The sequence below is a fragment of the Thermostichus sp. OS-CIW-30 genome (assembly GCF_054060215.1).
The window spans coordinates 1-19,857 of the sequence record NZ_JBSSCZ010000016.1 but is presented as its reverse complement, the minus strand read 5'-3'; the positions used below and the strand labels follow the sequence as shown (position 1 = coordinate 19,857).

Here is a 19,857-nt window from a genome sequence, read left to right as displayed (position 1 = left end):
TGATTTGGATGGGGTCTCCACCTGTTCTGCTCCCTCCTGTTTTCAGCCCGACCTGTGCTTTTTTCCCTGCTTCCTGGAGATCCGGGATTCGATAGCTGGATATTGGATTTGGACAACCGTCGTTCTCGCTGCCCTTCTCATGAGCCAATCTCAATCGACTCTCCCTGCTGGTGATACCATTCCGCCCCACGGGGGCACCCTGATCAACTGCATTGCCCCGCCTGAGCAGGCGCAGGAGCTGCGTTCCAAAGCCGAACATTGCCCCATCCTCTATCTCGACGAGCGGGCCCAATCGGATCTGGAGATGATCGCCATTGGGGGCTTCAGCCCGCTAACGGGGTTTATGGGGCGGGAAGATTACCAGGCCGTTCTGGAAACAATGCACCTGGCCAATGGCTTGGCTTGGTCGCTGCCGGTCACCCTGCCGGTCTCCTCAGAAGTGGCAGCGGGTCTGAAAGAGGGGCAAATGATCGCCTTGGCCAGTGCCGAGGGCAAGATCCTGGGCTTACTGGAGCTGACCGAGAAGTTCACCTACGATAAAACATACGAAGCCCGGCAAGTTTATCGCACCACCGATGAGCAACATCCAGGGGTAAAGGTGCTCTACGAGCAGGGATCCGTCTATTTGGCCGGCCCCGTCACCCTCCTGCAGCGGGATCCCCACCCTCTTTTTCCGGCCTACCAGATTGACCCGGCCCAATCGCGGCAACTGTTTCGGGAAAGAGGCTGGAGAACCATTGTAGGCTTCCAAACCCGCAACCCCATCCACCGCGCCCATGAATACATCCAAAAATGTGCCTTGGAGATTGTGGACGGGCTATTTTTGCACCCGCTGGTGGGGGCTACCAAAAGCGACGACATTCCCGCCGATGTGCGTATGCGCTGCTACGAGGTGTTGATCGAAAAGTACTACCCCAAGGAGCGGGTGATCTTGGCCATCAATCCTGCGTCGATGCGCTACGCCGGCCCCCGCGAGGCTATTTTCCATGCTCTCATTCGCAAAAACTATGGCTGTACCCATTTCATTGTGGGGCGGGATCACGCCGGGGTGGGGAACTACTACGGTACCTACGATGCCCAACACATTTTCGATGAGTTCCAGCCGGGGGAGCTGGGCATCATTCCCTTGAAGTTTGAACATGCTTTCTATTGCACCGTCACCGGCACCATGGCCACGGCCAAGACCAGCCCCAGCCAGCCTCACCAGCGCATTCACCTCTCAGGTACCAAGGTGCGGGAAATGCTGCGCCGCGGTGAAGTGCCCCCGCCGGAGTTTTCTCGACCAGAAGTGGCCCGGCTGCTGGCCGAAGCCATGCGAGAGCGGGGTTAACCCTGGGAATCTCCCTAAGTGGCAGTCAAAAAGGGCCTGGGACAGACCAGACCCTCTGTATTGAAAGTTGTATTGAAAAAAGTTGTATTGAAAGTTGAACTTGAACCAGATTCCAGTCGAGTATTAGGCCGGCTCCGCTAGATTGATTGTCGGGTTGCGGTCGAAGAAGCCCCAAGGTACCAGCCTAAAGCCCGTTCTGTGTACAGGCATGACGGGCCAATCCTCATCCCATGAAAAAACCCCTGCCCAACGGCATGGGGAGGATGTATGATGGGGAGCCCGCGTTTCTACAGAACTCCCTCGAAGTCAAGCAGCCCTGAATAGGCAGCAACAGTTCTCATCCCGCCTCAAACCAGAGTTGTTCGGGATCCACATAATAGCAGCGGGCATTGTCCGCACAGATCAGCGCCCAGCCGTTTTGGTCGGCCTCGACCAAAGTATACTCACACTGGGGAATGAAATAGCCTTGGTGGTTTCGGGTATCGCTCTTAACCCAAACGGTCTGACAGTTCATCTTAAAGTTCCTCCCATCTGCAGTCAAAGGGGTCAAAAAAGTGAGGTTGGAAAACGGGACTCGATTCAGTGGCTGTGGAAGCGGCGGCAGTGCAACACCACTGCAATATAATGAAGTGCAGCCACCGCCGAGCTAAGCATCTCGCGCCAGCCCGGAGTTCAATCTCATCAATCAACTGAGGCCGGGGAAGAGAAGCGACGAGAGCTAACCTCTATCGATAAATGGATCCCATATTGCTATTGGGTACAAGAAGTTTAGCACCAACTCCATGAGAACATCGCTAAGAGTTGTAGATTAAAATAAAAAGCTCTAGATTTTCCTAAAGTCTTGTTGCAAAACCAGGAATAGGGTCACTTAATCTTCTTCAAAGAGCCAGTTGTAAATCTTGCTCAAGTGGGGCCAAGCAGGACGGCGGTTCCCTCCCTCTTGCAGGTTGGATTTGACACCCTCAATCTGCTCGGGATCCCGTGCCAAGATTTGCTTAATGGCCTCCACCTGCTGGCGTACCCCGGTTTTTTTCAGCTCCAGCATGGCTAGGGTCAGATTCACACGGGGCTGGGCATCCACCGGATCCAACTTCACAGCAGTCTGGGCGGCCTTCAGAGCTTTTTCCGCCTGCCCCTCCAGAAGGTAGAGCCAGGACAAGCACGTCCAAGCCGCCGCCGCCTTTGGGGATCCCTTACAGATCGACTCAAAAGAGGGAATTAACGTCTTGGCTGCTTCCCCGGATTCATAGCGCCGAATCCCTTCCTGAAACAATTCTTCAATTTTTTGGCTCATCTCCCCCAACCCAGCACATTAGCTTATTGACAAAATCGACGATCTATGCATGTAAAGTCGCTCTCGCCTGCTCGCTCATCTGTTGTAGCGCACTGCCGCTGGGGAGAGGGATCCCTTCTCCTTCAGCCAGCCAGAGCCAATACTCGATATTGCCGGCAGGGCCAGTGATGGGCGACCACGTGTAGCCTTGCACCTGCCAGCCCTGGGCCACGGCCGAGCGCATCACCGTCTCCAGCACGCGGGCATGGACAACCGGATCCCGTACCACCCCCTTTTTACCCACCTGGTCTCGGCCCGCCTCAAACTGGGGCTTCACCAGCAACAGCGCCTCCCGTGGGAAACGCAACAGGTTCCACAGCGGAGCTAGCACCTTAGTCAGGGAAATAAAAGACAGGTCTACCACCGCCAAATCCGGCCAGCTCTGGGGAGGTGCCTCGCTTCCGTACAGATCCTCCGGCTGCAGATGGCGCAAGTTGGCCCGCTCCTTTAGGATCACCCGCGCATCCGTTCGCAAAGACCAGGCCAGTTGCCCATAGCCCACATCCACTCCGTAGACCCGCTGGGCTCCCCGTTTCAACAAGCAGTCTGTAAAACCTCCTGTGGAAATGCCCGCATCCAAACAAATACGACCCTGCACCTGAACAGGAAAAGTTTGCAGCGCCCCCTGTAGCTTTTCTCCCCCCCGTGAGACAAAAGCAGGCCCAGACTGGACTTGCACCGCTGGATCCCCGCTCACCCAGGTTCCAGGCTTTTCCGCCCGCACCCCATTTAGAAAGACTTCTCCTGCCAAAATGGAGCGTTGCGCTTGCTGGCGTGAGGAAAAATATCCGCGCTCCACCAACCAGCTATCCAGACGCACCCGCTTGGCCATCTCGCCGGTGCCTCACCTTGCATAGATCTTCCCGCCCATTAGAATAGGCGAGCGGGATCCCAACTGACCAGAATTGAGGGATCGCCAACAGCAGATTAGCCGAACCGTCCGCTCACGTACTCTTCCGTTTCCCGATGGGCGGGAGAGTTAAAGATTTTCTCAGTGCGGTTAAACTCCACTAGCCGTCCGTAGCGAAACCCCTCTTCGTCGACTTCAGTGTTGAAGAAGGCGGTAAAGTCGGAGACCCGCGCTGCCTGCTGCATGTTGTGGGTAACGATAATGATCGTGTAGCGACGGCCCAGTTCCTTGAGCAACTCCTCAATGCGCAACGTGGAGATTGGATCCAACGAGGCACAGGGCTCGTCCATCAGGATCACCTCTGGTTGGATGGCCAAGGTGCGGGCAATGCAGAGGCGCTGCTGCTGTCCCCCCGAAAGGGAGAGGCCGCTCGTCTTCAACTTGTCTTTCACCTCGTCCCAGAGGACGGCCTGACGCAATGCGCGCTCTACCAGCTCATCCAAGTCTCCTTGGTAGCCGTTGACCCGTGGCCCAAAGGCAATGTTGTCGTAGATGGACTTCGGGAAGGGGTTGGGCTTTTGGAACACCAGGCCAACTCGCCGCCGCACTTCAGCAGGATCTACATCGGGATCGTAGATGTTTTTCCCGTGAAAAATTACGGATCCCTCTACTCTCGCCCCCGGGATCAGATCGTTCATGCGGTTAAAGCAGCGCAGCAAAGTACTCTTGCCGCAGCCGGAAGGGCCAATAAAAGCAGTGATGTGATTCTTGGGAATCTTCAGAGAAACCTGCTTCACCGCCAAATGAGAGCCGTAGTAAACACTGACTGCTTGCGTTTCCAGCTTAACAGTTAAGTTGGCAGACTTCTTAGAGGAATCAGGAGTGCCGGGAAATGGAGGGCGCATAGGAATACCAGAGGTAGACGTTGCTTCAGAACCCAAACTCAAAATCGAAGAATAGTGAGGCAAAAATCTCAGAAGAACCAGATCAGATAGTAATGGTTTCCTGACGACGACTCAGCAGCAGCCGGAAACTGATCGTGGTGATCAAAACCAGAATCACCAAAGCCAAGGCTCCTCCCCAAGCAATTTTCTGCTGGTTCTCGAAGGGAACAATGGCAAAGTTGTAGATCAGCACCGCCAACGAGGCTACTGGCTTCAGCAGACCATCAGGCCATAGAAAGCTGAACAGAGCAGTAAAAATTAGAGGTGCAGTCTCCCCAGCTGCTCGGGCAATGGCCAAGGTCACTCCCGTCAGAACGACCGGCAAAGCAGCTGGCAAAACGACCCGAAACACAGTCTGCACCCGCGAAGCTCCCAAGGCGTAGGCGGCAGCCCGAGTGTCCGCCGGCACCAAGCGCAGAGCCTCCTCGCAGGAGAGGATGATGATCGGCAAAGTCAATACCGATAGAGCTACTCCGCCAGAAAGGGCAGAAAAGGTCTTGGTGGAAAGCACCAGCACCCCATAGGCGAACACGCCAGCGATGATGGAAGGAACCCCCGTCAGCACTTTGATAATGAAACGCAGAGATGATGCTGTAGAACTGTTCTGGCCGAACTCCGAGAGATAGATCGCAGCAAATAGACCAATAGGGAAAGTGATTGTAATGGCAATCGATACCACAATGATCGTTCCCAGCACAGCGTTGCCAAAGCCGCCTACCTGATCGCCAGGAGGAGGAGGAAGCTGGGTTAAGGTCTGCCAATTGAAGCGCTCAATGCCATTGACGAAAACATAGTAAAGGATGGAAGCGAGCACAACAATCGCAAAAATGCTGGAAGCAAAGATCAGGCCTGTCATCACCCAGTCCAGCACGACGCGCTTGGATCTGACTTTGCGTTTGAACAAATTGGCCTGTGCTGCCACTTGTGTCGCCATGTTCCTCTACTCCCGAGAAGCTGTCAAAGCAAACTTGACGCGCCGAACCAATAGCTCAGCGATGATGTTGACCACCAGCGTAATGACCAGCAAGATCAAAGCCGCATACATCAGAGCCGAGATCTGCTCGTCGGCTGCTTCTGCAAACTCGCTGGCCAGCAATGCAGGGATGTTGCTGGCAGGGGCCAAAAGCGAGACTCTAATCCCCCGCGCATTGCCAATCAGCATTGCCACCGCCATGGTCTCGCCCAGGGCGCGTCCCAAACCCAGCACCACAGCCCCCAACATACCCCCAATCGCAGCCGGTAGTACCACTCCAAAAATGGCTTCCCATCGCGTAGCCCCCATCGCATAGGCAGCCGCGCGCAGCTCAGGAGGAACAGCCACCAAAACCTCTCTGGCGATGGCCGTGATGATGGGGATGATCATGATCCCCAAGACAACCCCTGCCGTCAGCATCCCCGGCCCAATCGGTGGTGTGCCGAAAATGGGAAGCCAATTGAAGTTCTCGTACAGGAACATCTGAACGGGGCGGAAGAAGGGGATGAAGACAAACAATCCCCAAATGCCGAACACCACACTGGGAATAGCCGCCAACAGCTCAACCACAATGATCAGAGCCAGACGCAAGGACTTCGGAAGAAAATCCTCGCTCAGAAAAATAGAGATGCCAAAGCTAAAAGGAACCCCCACAATCAGAGCGATGAGAGAAGTCACTAGCGTGCCGTAGATCTGTGGCCAGGCCCCATAGATATCCTCGACCGGATCCCAGGTGGTGTTCCAGAAAAAGCTTAGTCCAAACCTGTCTATAGCAGGTAAAGACTGAATGCCGATCTCCAGAGCAATCCAGAGCAGCAGGAAGGCCGAGAAAAACACGGCAATCCGCGTAGCCCAGATAAAAACCTGGTCGCGCCGGCGCTGGAAAACCGGCCGAGGCCGAAACATAGAACTGCTGTCAGAAAAAAAGGTATTCATCCGCCTGAAGCCAGAAGTGGTTGGTAAGAGTTTTTACGGGGTAATGCCTTCCAGCGCAGCCAGAGCTTTTTGCCGCGTTTCTTCCGGCAGAGGGACATATCCCAACTGCTCAGCGAAAGCCTGCCCCTCAGTGAGGCCGTAGCGGAGAAACTCTCTAACGGCCTTGGAAGTCTCGGCTTTGGGGTAAACCTTGTAGGCAAGGATCCAGGTGTAGCCTGCAATAGGGTAAGAGTCTTCCCCACTAGGATCCGGATCGACCCCCAGCAAACGCTCGTCGAGCTGAATTCTGGCCAGCGCCGCTTTCTCCGTCTCGACGTTGGGAGTTACAAACTTGCCTGCCCGGTTTTCCAGACGGGCAATGTTCAGGTTGTTGAGCTTGGCAAAGCCGAATTCCACGTAGCCAATCGAGCCAGGAATTTGCTTGATCTGCTCGGAAACCCCTTCGTTCCCACGCGCCCCTACGCCGGTTGGCCAGTTTACCGAAGAGCCGCGACCCACCTTTTGCTTCCACTCTGGGCTAATAGCGTTGAGGTGAGTGGTGAAGATATCGGTGGTACCACTTCCATCAGAGCGATGCACGACGGTAATCGGCAAATTCGGGAAAGTCACCTGTGGGTTAAGGCCAGCCAGCAGGGGATCGTTCCAGTTCTTGATCTTGCCCAGGAAGATATTCGCCAGTGCCAGGCGGGAAAGGCGGATTTCGGGGCCCACCCCAGGAATGTTGTACGCTGCAACTAACGCTCCGCCCACCATGGGTACAGAAACCATCCCTTTGGGAGGGTTAGCCTCATTCTCAATTTGGTTGATCTCTTCAGGACGGGGCACGCTGTCACTGGCACCGAAATCGACCGTGCGGGCTACAAACTGCCGACGACCCGCACCGCTTCCTACAGACTGATAGTTGACCTGGATGTTAGGGTTTTTCTTGCCAAACTCTTGGGCCCAAGTTTGATAGATGGGGGCCGGGAAGGTCGCCCCAGCGCCATTGATGGTGATGGTCTGCCGAGCAAACACCCGCTGCCAATTCGTCTGACTGGCCGCAAAGCCGGCAACAGTGGCAGATAGAAACTTCAGGAAAGAACGACGCTCCAAGGGGTGCAACGTCACCATACAGATCTCCTCTCCCAGATGAAGATAAAATCCTAGCCCAGATCTAAAAAAGGCTACTTCACTCGAGAACCTTACCCAACCCAATCAAAACTCGTCGGGCTGGGTATGCCACTACCGCCTGGAAGCTTGGAGGCAACCCTCAAGCTAACCCTGCGATCCTCAACAAGCCTTCAACCGATCGCAGCGCCCCAAGGCTCCCTCCGAGCACGCAAGGTTTCCCACGGAACGCTCCATCGAAGACTTCACCAATTCGTCCAGCTACTATAACGTAAAGGTCAGTTGTTTTTGGTTAAATCGAGGTTAAGCCCAGGTTATCCTTGGGGATATCCGCCAAATGTTGCAAACCCCTCAAGGGATCCCCTTTGGTGTCAGCCACTCTATACCCTCTGCTAAGTATTTCCTGAAACAAATAACCTTCCGCATTTTTGGTTTAGAAACAAGGTGGCTTCTTGTCTTCCTACCGGGGTTGCGAGCGGCAAGAGAGCTTCATCGGCAATGAGCTCCGAGAAGGGATCCCTCATGCCAAAGGGCTGAGGCGTAGGGGGCAGCTTGCTTTGGCAAGAGAGCTTCATCGGCAATGAGCTCCGAGAAGGGATCCCTCATGCCAAAGGGCTGAGGCGTAGGGGGCAGCTTGCTTTGGAGTTTATAGTCGTTTCAGGCTAGGGTGAGACGCCTGGGCTATTGAGAAAAGCCTTCTTCCCCCGTACATTATTGCTCCGTAACGCTGACGCGACGGCGCGACCAACGTTCTAGGTGGGGGTGCAGTGTCCTGGTTTGAATCGAAATGACCATAAGCTGACAATGGCTCTACTGAGCCTCTAGAATGGAGGGCTGTCGAGAAAAGAAGTGTCTTCCCAATGTCGAAACGTAACATGCAGGTTGTGCTGCGCCAGGCGATCCCAGGGCTGGGCAAGCCCGGAGAGATTGTCAACGTCAAGCCCGGATATGCTCGCAACTACCTCTTCCCACGGCAGATGGCGGTGCGGGTTACCCCTGGCATATTGAAAGAGCAGCAGGTGCGTCTGGAGCAGGAGGCAGCTCGTAAACTGGCAGAAAGACAACAGGCGGAAAACTACAAGACTGCTCTGGAGACCATCGGTCGCTTTGTCATCCGTAAGAAAGTGGGAGAACACGACCTCCTATTTGGGCAGGTGACCACCAGCGATATTGCCGAGGTGGTGCTGGCTACCAGCGGTCTAGATATCGACCGCCGCAACATTCTCCTCAACGAGGAAATCAAAAAAACCGGGGTTTATCCCGTGCAGGTAAAGTTACACCCCGAAGTTACCGCTACGCTGCGCATTCAGGTTACTCCCGAATGAGGACTCACCTTCGAGGATCCCTGAGTTCCCGTGAGGGATCCCGGGGTGAGTAGGGTTTTTGCCTTAGGCAACAAGCGGGTATGCTCAGCCTAGAGCTTGACCCGCCTGACGATTGGAGCTGACTGGCTGAGAGGCCGGTTGCCCTAGGGCTGGGTTGATTTTCCTATCCTGGCTTGTGGTGATCAGCGATTACGACTTAACGGGTGGGGATCGGCTTCCTCCTCAAAACATTGAAGCCGAGGAGGAAATCCTGGGGGGCATTCTCCTCGATCCGGATGCGTTGGTGCGGGTCGCGGAGTTTCTGCGTCCAGAGATGTTCTATATCTCTGCCCACCAAGAGATTTACCGGGCTGCTCTCCAACTGCACAGCCAAGGCCAACCCACTGACCTGATGACTGTGTCTGCCTGGTTGGCGGATCATCATCTTCTGGAGCGGGTGGGAGGAACAGGGGCGATCCGTCGTCTGCTGGAGCAAACCGTCAGCAGCGTCAACATCGACCAGTATGCTCGCCTGGTGATGGATAAATACATGCGCCGCCAGTTGATCCAGGTGAGCAATACCTTGGCTCGTTTGGCCTACGACACCAGTCAGCCCCTGTCTCAGGTGATGGATCAAGCCGAGCAGCAGGTGTTTGGCCTCACCCAAGAGCGAGTGCAGCGTAGCCTCATCCCGGCTTCTGAGGTTTTGGTCAATATCTTCTCGGACTTGGAAGAGAAGTTCCAAAGCGGGGCACAGCTTCCGGGGATCCCGACCAAATTCATCGACCTGGATAACCTGACCCAGGGCTTGCAGCGATCCGATTTGCTGATTCTGGCCGGTCGTCCCTCGATGGGGAAAACCAGTCTTGCCCTCAACATTGCCCAAAATGTGGCTGCCTATGCCAAGCAGCCGGTCGCCATCTTTAGCTTGGAAATGTCACGAGAGCAACTGGTGCAGCGGCTTTTGGCCAGCGAAGCCCGCATCGACAGCAGCCGTCTGCGTTCTGGGCGCATCAGCGAACACGAGTGGCAGCGCCTGGGACAAGCCATTGGTTTTTTATCGCAATTGCCCCTGTTCATCGACGATACCCCCGACTGTACCGTTACAGAAATTCGCTCCAAAGCGCGGCGTTTGCAGGCGGAACAGGGGGGAACGTTGGGGATGGTGTTGATCGACTACCTACAACTGATGCAGGGATCCGCTGCTGACAACCGGGTGCAGGAGCTGTCGCGCATTACCCGTGGCCTCAAGGCCATGGCCAAAGAGCTGATGGTGCCGGTGCTGGTGCTTTCTCAGCTCAGTCGAGCTGTTGAGTCTCGCTCCGATAAGCGCCCGCAACTGGCAGACCTGCGGGAATCGGGCTGTCTGGCCGGGGATACGCAGGTGATGGATGCGGATCGCGGCAAGATCTGGCGGCTGGATCAACTGGCGGCCCTGCCGGCTGCGGCGGAACTGCCCCGCCTGCTCAGCTTGAACGGGCGCGGGCGCTTGGTGCCCCAACAGCCTGTGAAAGTGTTTTGCAGTGGTCGGCAGCCCACCTGTGTTCTGAAGACCCGCCTCAACTTTTCCATTCGCGCCACCGGCAACCATCCCTTCTTGACCCCAGACGGCTGGAAAACCCTCGACGAGCTGCAATTGGAGGAAGAGGTGGCGGTGGTAGTGCAGGAGGGGCTGATCTGGGATCCGGTGGTGCTCATCAGCGAGCCGGGGGAGCCTCAGCCGGTTTACGACATCGAGATGCCCCGCCACCACAACTTTGTGGCCAACGGGCTGCTAGTTCACAACAGCATCGAGCAGGATGCCGATCTGGTGATGATGATCTATCGCCCGGAGTACTACGATCCCAACACCAGCGATCGCGGCATTGCCGAAGTCATTATCGCCAAACATCGCAACGGCCCCACCGGCACTGTGCGCCTGCTGTTCGAAAGCCAGTACACCCAGTTTCGCAACCTGGCAGATCCCAACCGCTGAGCAACCGATGCCGAAGAGAGATCCGGAGCTGCTGCCTTGGGAACAACCCCGCAAGGTGTTAGCTTAGGATCGCTGCGGGCCAAAGCGTTGCTCTTGAGCCGGCTACCCTCTCTCCTAATGCTCAAAACGATATGTTTAAAAACGTGTTAATTGCCACCGACCGCCGAGATGGCCTGCAGCGTTTTGGCAAGTGTCTAGAAGATCTGCACAGCAATGGCATCGAGCGCGTCACCTTCGTCCGCAGCGTAGATTGGCAAGAGGACGACATCGGCATTCCCGACGACATTACCCCCGAAGTCCAGGCAGAGCAGACCCAGTTGCAGAAGCTGCTGAACCCGATCCCAGCAGGGTTGGAAGTCGAGGCTCTGGTGCAGGTGGGCAGGCCAGCCGATCTAATCCTAAAAGGCATCCAAACCTATGGCTCCGATCTGCTGATTACAGGCATGGGTACCCACAACCTGCTCGCCGAAAAATTGTTCGGCAGCACCACCATGACGCTGTTGCCGAAGCTGAAAATCCCCCTACTGGTGATGCGCCCCCAGCTGCTGGCTACCTTTACCCTGGAGGAACTGCGCCTGCGCAGTCGCCACCTGTTTCGCTGCCTCTTGGTGCCCTTTGACTTTGAGCAGCCGCGTCAGCAGTTGCTGAACCATCTCGGCCACCTGCTGCCCGGTACTTCCCAGTGCCAGACGCTTACCCTGCTCTACGTGGTGGATCCCAGCGCCCGCCGCAACCAAGGAACTCCGGTGGAGGTGCTCCAACGCAAAGCCGAGGCTGACCTGGCCCAGGTGCTTGAACCCCTGAGCGAGCAGGTGAAGCCCGTACAGCTGCGCACCCTGGTGCGGGTGGGATCCCCTCTCAAAGAGATCCTGGCCACCGCCGCCGATGAAGACATGACGGCCATTGCCACTGCCTCCCCCCATGTGGGCAGCTTTTGGGAGTGGTCGGTTCGCAGCCTCACCGGCGAAATCTTGCGGCAAAGTTGGCATCCGGTGTTGTTTTTCCCGCGCGGGTCCTTAGCGCCATAGATCCAAGCAAGATCCAAGCCGAGTGTTGCAGATTGAACTCACCTTCCATGAACCCCCCTTCCACGACAGCGCTGCAGAATCTGTTTCGGGCGGTGGCCCAAGGGGAGCTCACCCCAGAGCAAGCCCTGCAAGCCTGTCGCTTTCTGCCCTTTGAGCCGGTGGGAGACTTCGCCCATGTAGATCACCACCGTCCCTTGCGCACGGGCTTTCCTGAAGCCGTGTGGGGGCCGGGCAAAACCCCAGATCAGATCGCCCAAATCCTGGAGCAACTCCACCAGCGGGGATCCCTGGCCTTGGCCACCCGCATCGAAGCCCAGGTGTATGCCGAGATCCGCAGCCGCTTGCCCCAGGCCCAGTATTCCGAGTTGGCCCGCTTGTGTTGGATCCCGTCCCAGCAGGTGGTCAGCCATCCTGGACAGGTCAGCGTGATCTCCGCCGGCACTGCCGACTTACCGGTGGCAGAAGAAGCCGCCCTCACGCTGGAGCTTTCCGGATTTCAGGTGAAGCGCCTCTGGGATGTGGGGGTGGCCGGGATCCATCGGCTGCTGCACAACCGGGCGGCCCTGCAAGCAGACGTGCTGATCGTGGTGGCGGGCATGGAGGGGGCCTTGGCCAGCGTGGTGGCGGGTCTGGCGGATTGTCCGGTGATCGCTGTGCCCACCAGCATTGGCTACGGGGCCAGCTTCCAGGGCTTGGCTGCCCTGCTCACGATGCTCAACTCCTGCGCAGCGGGGGTGGGAGTGCTGAACATTGATAACGGTTTTGGGGCGGCGATTCTGGCAGGCCAGATCCTGCGTTGCGGACAACGGCTGGCAGCTCGATTGAGTTCATGCGGCCCCACTGGAGATCCAACAGGGAATCGACAGATTTCGGAAGGTTAAGAATTGTAAATAGATCCTGAGCCAAACAGGCTATACTCAGGCCATAGTTTAGGCTTGGACTTTCTCTTTCCCATCCTTCGGGAGTTTGAGGGTGTTGCCTCTGGTCACCTAACTGGGTTCATGCCTTTTTCTGGGGTACCTTTATCCGAAGATGGGGAGGGTTCCTACGCTGGTTAACTGCTGTGTTGGACTGACTGGGGCGGACAAAACGCGCGAATATGCTAATTGATGCAACACTTGTCAAAAATGCAACAGATGCGATGGGAGCGACCTTGATCCTGGCGCAAGGGATGACTCAGTCCTTCACCTGGACAGATATTTTCTTGGTAGTGGCTTTGGTGTTTTTGGAGGCCGCCCTCTCTGCGGACAACGCCGTTGCCCTAGCAGCTCTGGTGAAGCATCTGCCCACCCCCCAGCAGCAGAATCGGGCCTTGCGCTGGGGCATCATCGGCGCTTACAGCTTTCGCATTGCCATTGTCTTCGCGGCAGTTTGGTTGGTGGAGTATCCACCCGCTCAGTTTTTCGGGGCCTGTTATCTGCTCTGGCTGGCCTGGCAGCATTTTCGGGGCGGGGAAGAAGGCCCAGAACAGGACATCACCCGCCACGCCAACTTTTGGCAGACCCTGGTAATGGTGGAACTGACGGATCTGGTCTTTTCTTTCGACAGCATCGCCGCTTCGGTGGGTGTCTCCCGCAAGGCTTGGGTCATTATCCTCGGCGGCATTCTCGGCATTACCCTGATGCGCTACATGGCTTCTCTGTTTTTGCGTTGGTTGGATGAGTTCTCTCACCTGGAAGATGCCGCTTTTGCCATCATTGCCCTGGTGGGGAGCACCATGTTGTTGGAGGTGTTTTTCCCCCAAATCGAGATCCCAGAGTGGGGGATGGTGGTGGCCGTGATCCCCTTATTTGTCTGGGGCTTCTCGCGGCGCGTGAAACTCAATTCGGAGCAGGATGAACAGCCGGAGCTGGCTGACGGAGAGAAGAGGGAAGAGAAAAGAGCAGGGGTTACAGACGAGATGGAAATCGTCCCCTCCGGTTGGGTGACTGCCCTTGAGGAAGACCTCGCCCCTGAGCCCCAGAGCAGAGAGAATGGAGAGGAGAGGTACGGCTTGGGCCTATCGCCAGGGATCCCTGATCTGCCTTGATAGGGCTGTGGGCTGCTTCATTGCCTTGGCCCCTGCCGACTCCTAAACTAGCAGTGAAGCCGACTCAAGGAGGGAAGCATCCTGAGCCCCCAGTTTTGCTTGAAATCATTGGTCAAGTGCTTCAGAAGCAGCATAGACAGCCCAAAGGAGCAGCAGGCCGCGGAAAATAGGCTCCAGCCTTTGGCGAGGGCGGAGGTTCTGAGCATGCCAGCAGTGCAGAGCACTGCCCCCTTGGTGGAGCTGCGCCAAGTTTCCAAGCGCTTCGGCTCGACGGTGGTGCTTGACCACGTGGATCTGAAGGTGTACCGGGGTGAGGCCCTGGGCCTGGTGGGGCCTTCGGGCACCGGGAAATCGACGCTGCTGCGCATCATCGCCGGCCTAACGGAGCCAGACGCTGGAGAAGTGCTCTGGTGCGGGATCCCACTCCCGGAGATTCAAGCCCATCATGCAACTCCCCCTTTGCGGGTAGGGATGGTGTTTCAGCAGGCCGCCCTCTTCGACTCCCTGACGGTGGAAGAAAACGTGGGGTTTTTGCTCTACGAGCACTCGCAGTTGCCCCACTCCCGCATTCGGGAATTGGTGGCCGCCAAGCTGGAGGCGGTGGGACTGGCGGGCAAAGAGCACAACCTGCCAGAAGAACTCTCGGGGGGGATGCGCAAACGGGCCAGCTTCGCCCGCGCCATTATGGAGGATCCTTCTCTGCCCCAGGATGAGCCCCAATTGCTGCTGTACGACGAGCCCACAGCGGGCTTGGATCCCATTGCCTCCACGGTAATTGAAGATCTCATCCGGGAGCTGCAGCAGGTGAAAAAAGCCTGTGAGAGCTACATTGTGGTGACCCACCAGCACAGCACCATTTACCGCGCCACCGACCGCATTGTCCTGTTGGCTCAGGGGCGGGTGCAGTGGGAGGGATCCGTGCAGCAGATTGAAACGTGCGATAACCCCTTTGTGCGGCAGTTTTTCAGCGGTAGCGTAGAAGGGCCAATTCAAGTGGCGGGGCAGGTGTGATGCGTTCGCGAGCAGTGCGAGAAGGGGCAGTGGGCCTATTGATCCTGGCGGGGGCGCTGGGCTTTGCCGGCCTGTTTTTGTGGATCTACAACCTGCGCTTTGGCAGTCGCGGCTTTCAATTTACCGTCACCTATACCAACGTGGTCGGCCTGACAGAGGGATCCAGCGTGCGGCTGCGGGGGGTAACCATAGGTCGAGTGGAGCGGATTGTGCCTCAACCCAGCCAAGTAGAAGTACAGGTGACCATTGATCAGCCCCTAGTCATCCCCCGCGATTCCCTGTTTCTTACCAAACAGACGGGGTTGGTGGGGGAAACGGTGATGGACATCCTGCCCCAGGGGAGGGGTCAGGCGGCAACGGGATCCCCTCTGGCAGCGGATTGCGACAGCAGTCAAATCATCTGCGATGGGGATGTGGTGGAGGGCAAACCTGGAGTGGATTTTGGCCAGTTATTGATCCGGCTGGATCAGTTGCTCACACGGATCAACGACGATGAGCTCTTCGATACCCTTAACGCCACCCTAGAAGGGCTCACCCGCGTTGCCAATAGCGTGGCCGATCTCTCAGAAACCGTGGAAGAGCGAGTAGCTGCCCTGCGCACCGAAGATCTGGACTTGTTGCAATTCACGACCGCTGCCACAGCCATCCAAGACGCGGCTGGAGCTGTGAGGGGAACTGCCCGCAGTTTGCAAGCGGCTGCCGATCAATTCACCGCCCTGGTGGATCAAAACCGCACTTCCCTTAACGCCGCCCTGGAGAACATTCAGCAGGTGAGCGCCGATCTACAGGCCATGTCGAGCGCGGTGCGCCCGCTGGTTACCGATCCACAACTCCAGGCCGATGTGCGCCAGATCCTGGCCGAGGTGCGAGCGGCTGCGGAGAACGTGGCCCAAGCTACCGAAGATCTGCAGCAGATTGCCGCCAGCCTCAACGATCCGGGCACTTTAGCTACTCTGCGCCAAACCCTCGATTCCGCCCGCATCACCTTTCAGAATATGCAAAAAATTACCGCCGACATCGACGAGCTGACCGGGGATCCCCAGTTTCGCCGCGGCATTCGAGAGTTGGTATTAGGGCTGAGCAACTTGGTCTCCAGCGTCCCTGGGGAAGATGGGATCCAGCCCGCGGTGGCCGAAGGGTATCACTTTCGTTTTGCGCCCGTCTCTTTTGCCCAGGGGATTGTCTCTGGATCCCAAGGATGGCAGCCGCAGACTTCCCCATAAGTTGGCTGCCTTTCCCCTCTCTCTAGCGGGAGTCTGGGATCCCTGAGATGACCCGCTGAGGTAACAACGGCGGCCAAAGCCGTTGAAGGGATCCCCAACCTGGGGTAGGCTTTGCGGATAAGGTGTTGCCTGTATTGCTACGCAACGCTGGCGCGACTGAGGTTGAGGTGTGAGGAATGTGTGGCATTGTCGGCTACGTGGGTTTTCAGTGGGCTGCCCCCATCCTGTTGGAGGGCCTGCGCACCTTGGAGTATCGGGGCTATGATTCTGCCGGCATCGCCACGGTGGATCCCGAAGAGGGATTGAGGATTGTTCGCGCCACCGGCAAGCTGCACAACCTGCTGGTGAAGCTGACGGCCAACATGCCCACGGCCAAGGTAGGGATCGGACATACCCGCTGGGCCACCCACGGCGGCGTGACCGAAGAAAATGCTCACCCCCACTGCGACGAGCGCGGGCGCATTGTGGTGATCCAAAACGGCATTGTGGAAAACTACCTGGAGCTAAAGGAGCGTCTCCTGGAGCGGGGGATCCCATTTCGCTCCCAAACCGATACGGAAGTGATCGCCCAACTGCTCGGCCTCTATACAGAAGAGCTGGGCTCCTTTGAGGCGGCCTTTGGCCAGGTCATGGGGCAACTGCGGGGGGGAAACGCCGTGGTGGCTCTGGATCGGGAGGCGCCGGATCGGCTGATCGCAGCCCGTTTGGGCAATGCCGGAGCCGTGGTGGTGGGAGAGGGAGAAGGAGAAAACTTCGTGGCCTCCGATCTGCCTGCCATTGTCCGCCATACCCGCAAGGTGGTGTTCTTAGAAGATGGGGAAATGGCGGTTCTCACGGAGTCTCAAGTGCGCTACCTGCGCATTACCGGCGAGGAGCTGCGCAAATCCAGCATCACCGTGGCCTGGGATCCCGTCTCAGCCGCCAAGGGAGGCTACAAGCACTTCATGCAAAAGGAGATCTTTGAGCAGCCCCGCACCACCACCGATACGCTACGGGGGCGGGTGGATCTGGAACAGGGCCGGGTGACACTGGAGGGGCTAACGCTTTCTGAAGCGCAACTGGCCCACATTGAGCACATCCACGCCGTAGCCTGTGGTACTGCCTGGCACGCCTGCTGGGTGCTCAAGTACTTCATCGAGAGCTTGGCCCGTACCCCTGTAGAGGTGGATTACGCCTCTGAGTTTCGCTACCGCCAGCCGGTGTTGCGCCCCAACCACCTGTTGCTGGCCTTAACCCAGTCGGGAGAAACCGTCGATACGCTGGCAGCCATGAGCGAGGCCCGCACCCAAGGGATCCCGACTCTGGCGATTGTCAACGCCATCGGATCCCAGGCCAGCCGTCTGGCGGATGCCGGAGTCCTCTACATCCATGCCGGGCCGGAGATTGCCGTGGCTTCCACCAAAGTGTTTACTGGCATGTTGGTGGCGGGGTATTTGCTGGCCCTGCAACTGGCCCAAGCCAAAGGGATCCTCAGCCCGGCCCAGATCCAAGCCCACCTGCAAGCCTTGATTGAGCTGCCGGGCAAGATCAGCCTGATGCTGAAGGACGCCGCCCTCTACGACCAACTGGCGGAGCAGTACCATCATGTTGCCAACATGCTCTACCTGGGCCGCTGGGTTAACGCCCCGATTGCCTTGGAAGGAGCCTTGAAGATGAAAGAGGTGAGCTACATCCACGCCGAAGGCTACCCGGCAGGCGAGATGAAGCATGGCCCTATTGCCCTCATCGACGAGCGGGTGCCGGTGGTGTGCATTGCCACCCGGGATCCCGTCTACGAAAAAATGCTCTCCAACATCGAACAGGTGCGGGCGCGGGGGGGACGGGTGATCGCCCTCATCAACCCCGAAGACACCCAGGTGCGGGAGAAAGCCGACCACATCATCGAGGTGCCCAGCACGACACCCCTGTTGTCGGCGGTTCTGAACGTGATCCCCCTGCAGTTGTTCGCCTACGCCATGGCTTTGCGCCGCGGAGCCGATGTGGATCAGCCGCGCAACTTGGCCAAGTCGGTAACGGTGGAGTAACGGCTGTTGCCCTTGCCGCCCCTGGCCTCTGGTTTTTGCAAAATCGGGCAGATCACCTCTTTTTCATCAGCAGCCGCAGGGGTGATTTGCCAATCGGAGAGGAGACCTTGAATTTGGCTTTTCAGCGCTTGCAGATCGGCAATTCGCTGTTCAATCTCCTGCAGCTTGCCTTGCAGATGCTGGCGAATTTCTGGACAAGGCTGCTCCCCTCGGTCGTGGACATCCAGGATTTGGCGGATTTCTTCTAAGCTCAGGCCCAGGCTCTGGCAGCGGCGGATAAAAGCCAGGCGAACCAAAACCGAAGGGTCGAACAATCGATAGCTGGACTCCGCCCGTTCCACCGTTGGCTTCAGCAGGCCAATCGACTCGTAGTAACGCACCGTGCGCACGGACAAGCCAGCTGCCAATGCCACCTGGCCGATCTTCAGGCTGGCAGACAAGTCCTGGACAGCAGCAGGATTCGACATGTCCCCAACTGGATCCCTGTAGATTTCTTCAGCGTGACATACTCCCACACTCATGCTGACGCAAAGCGCTCCGCGCCGCTAGCGCGAAAAGGACATTTCCTGCGCTTTAAGGACTACGTCCCGCTGACGCGAAAAGAACGGGATGCCCCACCGCCCTGTGCTTGATGTGGATGGCCGCATGGTGGTCGCGCCCTAGTTCTAGCCCACAATGGGAACAAGAATGCCACCTGTCTTGAATCGCTTTCGGTACTCTTTGACCACACCGAGAGCAGTTTTGACTGCTGCCGTTGGGATTCACTGCAATCGCCCTCAGCCCAGCTCTTTCAGCCTTGACTGCCAGAATTCGCAGAAATTGTCCCCACCCAGCATCATAGGTAGATTTTGCTAGTCGGGTTCTAGCAACACCTTTGATATTCAGGGCTTCGTACCCAATATGCTTGCCTTTGCTTACCAGCCAGTTCGCTGTTTTGTCATGAAAATCTTTGCGCTGAGATAGTGGTTAGTGGATAGTCACTATTCACTATCCACTGGTCACTATCCACTAGTCACTAGCCATAGGCGGTTTGACCCCTTCTTCTCGCGAGACAAGGCTCGCTGCAACCTCTTGAGCCTGAGCTCTGCCTTGCGATAGTACTGGGGAACTGGAACAGACTCCCCCGCGTCGGTCACCAAAAAGGAGTCCAGTCCCACGTCGATCCCTGTAGTGTTTTCCAGCGTTGCAGACTCAGGAGTAAACTCAGGGACGGACGAATCTTGCAGGCTCAAGGTCACATACCACCCGTCTGCCTTGCGGCTGATGGTAGCCGCCTTAATCACAAAGCCCTCAGGCAAAGGACGGTGCTGAATTATCCGAACAGCACCGATTTTGGGCAGATGGATAAACTGCCCGCAAATGCAGTCCTGTTGCATTGGGGGGAAACTGAAGGAGCGATACCGCCCAACTCCCTTGAATCTGGGTTTCCCTGCCCGCTTGCCGTTACCGTCCCCCTTCAGCCAGCGGTCGAATGCTTTGTGCACTCGCTCTATGCAGTTTTGCAGGACTTGCGAATGGATGGCTCTGTACTCCGGAAACAGGGCTTTCGTCTTCACCAAGTCCCGTTTCTGGGAGTAGAAATCGGGCTTGTCTTTCAGCTGGGGCAAATGACAGACTAGGGGACAAGCATTGCTATCACAGCGATTGTGTTCCCACCACGCAAAGCGCTCTGCCAAGCGGTAGTTGTACTGCTTGCGTAACAAGTCTAGCCACTCGCTCATCAAAGCAATCTGGCTGGGCGTAGGTCGCAAACGGTACTGGTAAGCAGTTCTCATTGAGGCAAGGGTAAT

General features: G+C 57.1%; 17 protein-coding genes and 2 pseudogenes. 9 read left to right on the top strand and 10 right to left on the bottom strand.

Annotated features, from left to right (window positions below; genetic code table 11):
* Positions 1-139: 139 nt before the first annotated feature.
* On the top strand, positions 140-1,330 hold the full coding sequence (gene sat, locus ACVWZF_RS08145; RefSeq protein WP_011432701.1) for a sulfate adenylyltransferase: 1,191 nt from the start codon (positions 140-142) through the stop codon (positions 1,328-1,330).
* Positions 1,331-1,453: 123 nt separating this feature from the next.
* On the opposite strand, the pseudogene ACVWZF_RS08140 reads toward sat, so the two are convergent.
* From ACVWZF_RS08140 to pstS, 8 genes and pseudogenes are all read right to left on the bottom strand, one after another.
* Positions 1,454-1,555 (bottom strand): annotated as a pseudogene (locus ACVWZF_RS08140) (copper amine oxidase); the annotation flags it as partial.
* Between the two features lie 112 nt (positions 1,556-1,667).
* Positions 1,668-1,844, bottom strand: coding sequence for a hypothetical protein (locus ACVWZF_RS08135; RefSeq protein WP_187147266.1), 177 nt, complete (start codon positions 1,842-1,844; stop codon positions 1,668-1,670).
* 354 nt (positions 1,845-2,198) lie between these two features.
* Positions 2,199-2,624 (bottom strand): hypothetical protein, encoded by a 426-nt coding sequence (locus ACVWZF_RS08130; RefSeq protein ID WP_011432703.1) that lies wholly within the window; start codon positions 2,622-2,624, stop codon positions 2,199-2,201.
* A gap of 43 nt (positions 2,625-2,667) precedes the next feature.
* Positions 2,668-3,495, bottom strand: a complete 828-nt coding sequence (locus ACVWZF_RS08125; protein WP_011432704.1) for a TlyA family RNA methyltransferase — start codon at positions 3,493-3,495, stop codon at positions 2,668-2,670.
* 95 nt (positions 3,496-3,590) lie between these two features.
* Positions 3,591-4,418 carry a phosphate ABC transporter ATP-binding protein PstB gene (gene pstB, locus ACVWZF_RS08120; RefSeq protein ID WP_011432705.1) on the bottom strand — a complete coding sequence of 276 codons (828 nt, stop codon included), beginning with the start codon at positions 4,416-4,418 and terminating at the stop codon, positions 3,591-3,593.
* Between the two features lie 82 nt (positions 4,419-4,500).
* Entirely contained in the window at positions 4,501-5,391 is an 891-nt protein-coding gene (pstA, locus tag ACVWZF_RS08115; protein WP_011432706.1) for a phosphate ABC transporter permease PstA, read from the bottom strand.
* A 6-nt stretch (positions 5,392-5,397) separates the two neighbouring features.
* A complete protein-coding gene (gene pstC, locus ACVWZF_RS08110) occupies positions 5,398-6,366 on the bottom strand; it encodes a phosphate ABC transporter permease subunit PstC (protein WP_011432707.1) in 969 nt (322 codons plus the stop codon).
* A gap of 33 nt (positions 6,367-6,399) precedes the next feature.
* Positions 6,400-7,476 carry a phosphate ABC transporter substrate-binding protein PstS gene (gene pstS, locus ACVWZF_RS08105; protein ID WP_011432708.1) on the bottom strand — a complete coding sequence of 359 codons (1,077 nt, stop codon included), beginning with the start codon at positions 7,474-7,476 and terminating at the stop codon, positions 6,400-6,402.
* A gap of 857 nt (positions 7,477-8,333) precedes the next feature.
* On the opposite strand from pstS, the gene rplI reads away from it, so the two are divergent.
* The 8 genes from rplI (at position 8,334) to glmS (ending at position 18,067) form a co-directional block, all read left to right on the top strand.
* Entirely contained in the window at positions 8,334-8,798 is a 465-nt protein-coding gene (gene rplI, locus ACVWZF_RS08100; RefSeq protein ID WP_041436365.1) for a 50S ribosomal protein L9, read from the top strand.
* A gap of 178 nt (positions 8,799-8,976) precedes the next feature.
* Positions 8,977-10,752, top strand: coding sequence for a replicative DNA helicase (dnaB, locus tag ACVWZF_RS08095; RefSeq protein WP_011432712.1), 1,776 nt, complete (start codon positions 8,977-8,979; stop codon positions 10,750-10,752).
* Between the two features lie 131 nt (positions 10,753-10,883).
* Positions 10,884-11,780: a universal stress protein gene (locus ACVWZF_RS08090; RefSeq protein WP_457411248.1), complete on the top strand. Its 897-nt coding sequence runs from the start codon at positions 10,884-10,886 to the stop codon at positions 11,778-11,780.
* A 47-nt stretch (positions 11,781-11,827) separates the two neighbouring features.
* Complete coding sequence (gene larB / locus ACVWZF_RS08085; protein WP_457411247.1) at positions 11,828-12,661, top strand: nickel pincer cofactor biosynthesis protein LarB; 834 nt, start codon at positions 11,828-11,830, stop codon at positions 12,659-12,661.
* Between the two features lie 260 nt (positions 12,662-12,921).
* Positions 12,922-13,809, top strand: a complete 888-nt coding sequence (locus ACVWZF_RS08080; RefSeq protein ID WP_457411245.1) for a TerC family protein — start codon at positions 12,922-12,924, stop codon at positions 13,807-13,809.
* A 204-nt stretch (positions 13,810-14,013) separates the two neighbouring features.
* On the top strand, positions 14,014-14,820 hold the full coding sequence (locus ACVWZF_RS08075; protein ID WP_011432717.1) for an ABC transporter ATP-binding protein: 807 nt from the start codon (positions 14,014-14,016) through the stop codon (positions 14,818-14,820).
* Positions 14,820-16,043 carry an MlaD family protein gene (locus ACVWZF_RS08070; RefSeq protein ID WP_011432718.1) on the top strand — a complete coding sequence of 408 codons (1,224 nt, stop codon included), beginning with the start codon at positions 14,820-14,822 and terminating at the stop codon, positions 16,041-16,043. The genes ACVWZF_RS08075 and ACVWZF_RS08070 overlap by 1 nt, the downstream gene beginning before the upstream one ends.
* A gap of 176 nt (positions 16,044-16,219) precedes the next feature.
* Positions 16,220-18,067: a glutamine--fructose-6-phosphate transaminase (isomerizing) gene (glmS, locus tag ACVWZF_RS08065; RefSeq protein ID WP_011432719.1), complete on the top strand. Its 1,848-nt coding sequence runs from the start codon at positions 16,220-16,222 to the stop codon at positions 18,065-18,067.
* Here glmS and ACVWZF_RS08060 read toward each other — a convergent pair.
* The gene (locus ACVWZF_RS08060; RefSeq protein ID WP_049749565.1) at positions 18,028-18,534 is read right to left on the bottom strand and encodes a heavy metal-responsive transcriptional regulator; all 507 of its coding nucleotides are present in this window, start codon (positions 18,532-18,534) and stop codon (positions 18,028-18,030) included. The two genes, glmS and ACVWZF_RS08060, sit on opposite strands and share 40 nt — an antisense overlap.
* Before the next feature lie 106 nt (positions 18,535-18,640).
* Positions 18,641-19,842 (bottom strand): annotated as a pseudogene (locus ACVWZF_RS08055) (RNA-guided endonuclease InsQ/TnpB family protein).
* Between the last annotated feature and the right edge of the window lie 15 nt (positions 19,843-19,857).

What these genes read in the sequence shown, in the direction of transcription:
- sat (WP_011432701.1), top strand. Translation starts at nt 140, where the DNA reads ATGAGCCAATCTCAATCGACTCTCCCTGCTGGTGATACCATTCCGCCC.
- ACVWZF_RS08135 (WP_187147266.1), bottom strand. Translation starts at nt 1,844, where the DNA reads ATGAACTGTCAGACCGTTTGGGTTAAGAGCGATACCCGAAACCACCAA.
- ACVWZF_RS08130 (WP_011432703.1), bottom strand. Translation starts at nt 2,624, where the DNA reads ATGAGCCAAAAAATTGAAGAATTGTTTCAGGAAGGGATTCGGCGCTAT.
- ACVWZF_RS08125 (WP_011432704.1), bottom strand. Translation starts at nt 3,495, where the DNA reads ATGGCCAAGCGGGTGCGTCTGGATAGCTGGTTGGTGGAGCGCGGATAT.
- pstB (WP_011432705.1), bottom strand. Translation starts at nt 4,418, where the DNA reads ATGCGCCCTCCATTTCCCGGCACTCCTGATTCCTCTAAGAAGTCTGCC.
- pstA (WP_011432706.1), bottom strand. Translation starts at nt 5,391, where the DNA reads ATGGCGACACAAGTGGCAGCACAGGCCAATTTGTTCAAACGCAAAGTC.
- pstC (WP_011432707.1), bottom strand. Translation starts at nt 6,366, where the DNA reads ATGAATACCTTTTTTTCTGACAGCAGTTCTATGTTTCGGCCTCGGCCG.
- pstS (WP_011432708.1), bottom strand. Translation starts at nt 7,476, where the DNA reads ATGGTGACGTTGCACCCCTTGGAGCGTCGTTCTTTCCTGAAGTTTCTA.
- rplI (WP_041436365.1), top strand. Translation starts at nt 8,334, where the DNA reads ATGTCGAAACGTAACATGCAGGTTGTGCTGCGCCAGGCGATCCCAGGG.
- ACVWZF_RS08090 (WP_457411248.1), top strand. Translation starts at nt 10,884, where the DNA reads ATGTTTAAAAACGTGTTAATTGCCACCGACCGCCGAGATGGCCTGCAG.
- larB (WP_457411247.1), top strand. Translation starts at nt 11,828, where the DNA reads ATGAACCCCCCTTCCACGACAGCGCTGCAGAATCTGTTTCGGGCGGTG.
- ACVWZF_RS08080 (WP_457411245.1), top strand. Translation starts at nt 12,922, where the DNA reads ATGGGAGCGACCTTGATCCTGGCGCAAGGGATGACTCAGTCCTTCACC.
- ACVWZF_RS08075 (WP_011432717.1), top strand. Translation starts at nt 14,014, where the DNA reads ATGCCAGCAGTGCAGAGCACTGCCCCCTTGGTGGAGCTGCGCCAAGTT.
- ACVWZF_RS08070 (WP_011432718.1), top strand. Translation starts at nt 14,820, where the DNA reads ATGCGTTCGCGAGCAGTGCGAGAAGGGGCAGTGGGCCTATTGATCCTG.
- glmS (WP_011432719.1), top strand. Translation starts at nt 16,220, where the DNA reads ATGTGTGGCATTGTCGGCTACGTGGGTTTTCAGTGGGCTGCCCCCATC.
- ACVWZF_RS08060 (WP_049749565.1), bottom strand. Translation starts at nt 18,534, where the DNA reads ATGTCGAATCCTGCTGCTGTCCAGGACTTGTCTGCCAGCCTGAAGATC.